This is a genomic window from Saccharothrix hoggarensis (assembly GCF_042678885.1).
GTDB lineage: Bacteria > Actinomycetota > Actinomycetes > Mycobacteriales > Pseudonocardiaceae > Actinosynnema > Actinosynnema hoggarensis.
Window position 1 is genome coordinate 1 of sequence record NZ_JBHTLK010000346.1, and the last position, 4,773, is coordinate 4,773.

Here is a 4,773-nt window from a genome sequence, read left to right on the forward strand (position 1 = left end):
CCTCGGCCGCCTCCACGAACAGCCAGCTCCGCCCGGGCGGCAGCAGCCGCCGCGACTCGCCCGCCGCCCGCGCCAGCTGCTCGTCCAGGCCCTCGATCGTCAGCACGTCCAGCTCGCGCAGCGCAGGGGCCAGGTCGGCGGCGTCGTACGGGCCGTCGAACCCCAGCACCGCCAGCACCCGCCGCGGCGGCGACTCCACCAGCCGCACGGTCGCGCCCAGCACGGTCGCGCACGTGCCCTCCGAGCCGACCAACGCCCTGGTCAGGTCCGGCAGCGCGTCCAGCCGGTACCCCGACACGCGCCGGTCCAGCGCCGGGAACCACGCCGGGTCGACGTCCGGCAGGTCCAGCGGCGGGGGAGTGCGCGTGTCGAACCGGCGGCCGTCAGCCAGCAGCACGTCGAGCGCCTGCACGTTGTCGCTGGTCTTGCCCCACGCGACGGAGTGCGCGCCGCACGCGTCGTTGCCGATCATGCCGCCGAGCGTGCACCGCGAGTGCGTGGACGGGTCCGGCCCGAACACCAGCCCGTGCGGCCGCGCCGCGTCGTTGAGCCGGTCCAGCACCACGCCCGGCTGCACCACCGCGAGTCGCTCGACCGGGTCCACCGAGATCACCCGGTCGAGGTACCGGGAGAAGTCGATCACCAGCCCCGCGCCCGCCGCGTTGCCCGCGATCGACGTGCCCGCGCCCCGGTTCGTGATCGGCACGCCGTGCTCGACCGCGACCGCGACCGCGGCCACCACCCCGTCCACCGACCTGGGCCTCACCACCGCCACCGGCACGTGGCGGTAGTTGGAGGCGTCGGTGGAGTAGAGGGCGCGGCCGGCGGGGTCGGCGAGCACGTCGCCGTCCACCTCGGCCCGGAGTCGATCCGCGAAACCGGTCACGGGACCGATTGTGATCCACCACCGGCCGATGGTGGCGTACTTGGGGGTAGCAGATAGCCTCGCCCGCATCAACCAGCAGCGATGGGAGCAAGTGTGTCGAGGTCCGTTCTGGTCACCGGCGGCAACCGGGGCATCGGTCTGGCGATCGCGCGGGCGTTCGCCGCGCAGGGCGACAAGGTCGCGGTGACCCACCGCGGCTCCGGCGCGCCCGAGGGCCTGCTCGGCGTCAAGTGCGACGTGACCAGTTCCGCCGAGGTCGACGCCGCGTTCGCCGAGGTGGAGGCCGCGCACGGGCCGGTCGAGGTGGTCGTGGCCAACGCCGGCATCACCGACGACACCCTCCTGCTGCGGATGACCGACGACCAGTTCACCCGCGTCCTCGACGCCAACCTGACCGGCGCGTTCCGGGTGGCCCAGCGCGCGTCGCGCGGCATGCTGCGCAAGCGCTACGGCCGGATCGTGTTCATCTCGTCCGTCGTCGGCCTGACCGGCGGCGCGGGCCAGGTCAACTACGCGGCCAGCAAGGCGGGCCTGGTCGGCGTGGCCCGCTCGATCGCCCGCGAGCTGGGCTCCCGCAACATCACCGCGAACGTCGTCGCGCCGGGGTTCATCACCACGGACATGACCGACGCGCTGCCCGAGGAGCGGAAGAACCAGATCCTCGCCCAGGTGCCGTCGGGCCGCTACGGCACCACCGACGAGATCGCCGCCGCCGTCACGTTCCTCGCCTCCGACGCCGCCGCCTACATCACCGGCGCGGTGCTGCCGGTCGACGGCGGCCTCGGCATGGGGCACTGAACGGCCCACCGGCTCTCCACCACCAGCACAACATCTCGGAGGACGTTTCAGTGACGGGACTGCTCGAAGGCAAGCGGCTGCTGATCACCGGCGTGATCACGGACGCGTCGATCGCCTTCCACGTGGCCAGGGTCGCGCAGGAGCAGGGCGCCCAGGTCGTGCTCACCGGCTTCGGCCGGATGAGCCTCGTGGAGCGCATCGCCAGGCGCCTGCCCCAGCCCGCGCCGGTGGTCGAGCTGGACGTGCAGAACCAGGAGCACCTGGACACGCTGGCCGACCGGGTCCGCGAGCACGTCGACGGCCTCGACGGCGTCGTGCACGCCATCGGCTACGCGCCGCCGTCGTGCCTCGGCGCGCCGTTCATGGACGCGCCGTGGGAGGACGTGGCCACCGCCATGCACGTCTCCGCGTACTCGTACAAGGCGCTGGTGCAGGCCACGCTGCCGCTGATGGGCCGCGGCGCGTCCGTGGTCGGCCTCGACTTCGACGCCCGCCAGGCGTGGCCCGCCTACAACTGGATGGGCGCGGCGAAGGCGGCGTTCGAGTCGATCAACCGCTACCTGGCGCGCGACCTCGGCCCGCAGGGCATCCGGGTCAACCTCATCTCGGCCGGCCCGGTGCGCACCATGGCCGCCAAGTCGATCCCCGGCTTCGCGGACCTGGAGGCCATGTGGGGCGAGAAGGCCCCGCTCGGCTGGGACGTGAACGACCCGACGCCGGTCGCCCAGTCCGTCTGCGGCCTGCTGTCCGACTGGTTCCCGGCCACCACCGGCTCGATGGTGTTCGTGGACGGCGGCGTGCACTTCCTGGGGCTCTGACCGTCCCCGGCGCACGGAGTCCGGGTCGGCGTGCGATCGATCACGCCGACCCGGTTGCGCGGGGCGGGGCCATCGGCGCGAGGATGTGGGGGTGAGTTACGACGCGCTGCTCTGGCTGTCCTTCGGCGGACCGGAAGGACCCGACGACGTCCGCCCCTTCCTGGAGAACGTGACCAGGGGGCGAGGTGTGCCGCCCGAGCGGCTGGACGAGGTCGAGCAGCACTACCAGCACTTCGGCGGCGTCTCGCCGATCAACGCGCTCAACCGCGCCGCGATCGACGCCGTGCGCGGCCGGATCGACCTGCCGGTCTACTTCGGCAACCGCAACTGGCACCCGATGGTCGAGGACACCCTCGCCGAGATGAAGGCCGACGGCGTCACGCGCGCGCTCGTCTTCCCGACCAGCGCCTACGGCGGCTACTCGGCGTGCCGCCAGTACGACGAGGACATCCTGCGGGCCCGCGCCGCCGTGCCGGACGCGCCCGAGCTCGTGAAGCTGCGCCAGTTCTTCGACCACCCGCTGTTCGTCGAGTCGTTCGCGGACGCCGTGCGCGCCGCCGCCCGCGACTTCGCCGACTACCGCCTCGTGTTCACCGCGCACTCGGTGCCGGTGTCGGCGGACAAGGCCGCCGGACCGCCCGAGGAGGGCGGCCACCGGTACTCGCGGCAGGTCGCCGAGGCGTCCCGGCTGGTCGCGGACGCCGTGGGCGCGCCGGAGCACGACGTGGTTTGGCAGTCGCGGTCCGGGCCGCCGCAGGTCCCGTGGCTGGAACCGGACATCGTGGACCACGTCGAGGCACTGTACGACAAGGGCGTGCGCAACGTGGTCGTCTGCCCGATCGGGTTCGTCAGCGACCACCTGGAAGTGGTGTGGGACCTCGACACCGAGGCCCGCGAGCGCGCCCAGGAGCTGGGCATGGGCTTCGCCCGCGCCGCCACCCCCAACGACGACCCCCGGTTCGCCGAGCTGGTCGCCGAGCTGGTCGCCGAGCACCTGACGGGCGCGCCGCAGCGCAAGCTCTCGGACTTCCCGGTCGCCGGGTGCACCGCGAACGGCGCGTTCTGCGCCCCGCTGTGCTGCGAGCCGGCGAAGCGGCCCGCCGCGGGGACGGCTCGGTGAGCGTGGACTTCAGCTGGTCGCCCCGGCCCGCGGACTGGCGCGACGCGCTGCGCATCGCCGTGCCGCTGTACCGGTGGGCGCCGTGGTTCGCCGCGGCCCTGGCCGTGCTCGGCGTCGTCGTGCTGGCGATGGGCATGACGTGGGCCGGCGTCTTCGGGCTCGCCCTCGCTGTGATCATCATCGCACTCGTGCCGGTCGGCACCGCGGTGAACTTCCACAACCACCCGCTCGCCGCCAAGACCGTGACCGGCACGGCCGACGCGCACTCGCTGCGGATGTCCGTCGGCGATGCCGCCCGCAGCGAGCTGAGCTGGGCGGAGCTGCCCGGCTGGACTGAGACCGCGCGCGGCTTCGTGCTCAAGACCGACACCACGGCCGTGTACGCGGTGCCGCACCGCGCGTTCGCCGACGCCGACGCGGTGGCGACGTTCCGGTCCCTGCTCGTGGACCGCGTCGGCCCGGCGGCCTGAGCGGTCACCCGCCCCGCGTACCCTCGGCAGGCGTGTCCTGTGCGAGTGCGACGCTGGTCGTCTGGACGTCGGCCTGGCTGCATGGAGCGGCCGCGGCAGACGACGTCCTCGACGCCCTGGGGTTCTGGGCCGAGCTGCACGAAGTGGTGGCCGACGACGACGGCACCGCGACCGCGCTCGACCTGCCCGGCCCCGACGAGGCCCCGGTCGGTCCCGCCCTGCTGCTGGCGTCGTTGCGCCGCGCCTCCGCCACCGCGGCCCGGCTGGTGATGCCCGTGCCCGGCGACGTGCGCGGGCTGGGCGGCAACGGCGCGCTGGGCAAGTGCGCGCTGCGCGCGGGGCAGGCCGCCGTGCTGCCGGACGTCGGCGTCGGTCTCGTGCCGAGCCTGGTGGCCGACGGCGTGCTGCGGTGGACCGTGTTCGACCTGCCCTCCTCCTCCGGCGCGGAGCACGTGCCGATCGGCGAGGCCGAGCACGGGTTGGCGTCGGCGATGCGCGAGGCCGCCACGGCGCTGGTGACCCTCGACGTGGCGCGGCACCGGCCGAACGTGCGCGCGGAGATCGCCGCGCTGTCCGCCGACCAGGCGAAGCTGGACTGGCCCGCCGGGATGCCGCCGCGGGCGCTGCGGGTGCTCCAGCGGGTCGCGGAGGTGGCCGCGATCCTGACCGTGGCGGCGTCCG

6 protein-coding genes are annotated in these 4,773 nt (G+C 74.0%); 5 read left to right on the forward strand and 1 reads right to left on the reverse strand.

What is annotated here, in order from left to right; translation table 11 throughout:
- Positions 1-886 (reverse strand): FAD-binding oxidoreductase (locus ACFQ3T_RS34285; RefSeq protein ID WP_380729916.1); only part of this gene is annotated, 886 nt, incomplete at its 3' end.
- Positions 887-979: 93 nt separating this feature from the next.
- Here ACFQ3T_RS34285 and fabG point away from each other — a divergent pair.
- From fabG to ACFQ3T_RS34310, 5 genes are all read left to right on the forward strand, one after another.
- Complete coding sequence (gene fabG / locus ACFQ3T_RS34290) at positions 980-1,684, forward strand: 3-oxoacyl-ACP reductase FabG (RefSeq protein ID WP_380729918.1); 705 nt, start codon at positions 980-982, stop codon at positions 1,682-1,684.
- Positions 1,685-1,734: 50 nt separating this feature from the next.
- Positions 1,735-2,502 carry an enoyl-ACP reductase FabI gene (gene fabI / locus ACFQ3T_RS34295; protein WP_380729921.1) on the forward strand — a complete coding sequence of 256 codons (768 nt, stop codon included), beginning with the start codon at positions 1,735-1,737 and terminating at the stop codon, positions 2,500-2,502.
- 91 nt (positions 2,503-2,593) lie between these two features.
- On the forward strand, positions 2,594-3,622 hold the full coding sequence (locus ACFQ3T_RS34300) for a ferrochelatase (RefSeq protein ID WP_380729923.1): 1,029 nt from the start codon (positions 2,594-2,596) through the stop codon (positions 3,620-3,622).
- Complete coding sequence (locus ACFQ3T_RS34305) at positions 3,619-4,092, forward strand: YcxB family protein (protein ID WP_380729925.1); 474 nt, start codon at positions 3,619-3,621, stop codon at positions 4,090-4,092. Before ACFQ3T_RS34300 ends, ACFQ3T_RS34305 begins: the two co-directional genes overlap by 4 nt.
- Before the next feature lie 32 nt (positions 4,093-4,124).
- A partial coding sequence (locus ACFQ3T_RS34310) for a hypothetical protein (RefSeq protein WP_380729927.1) occupies positions 4,125-4,773 on the forward strand: 649 nt, incomplete at its 3' end.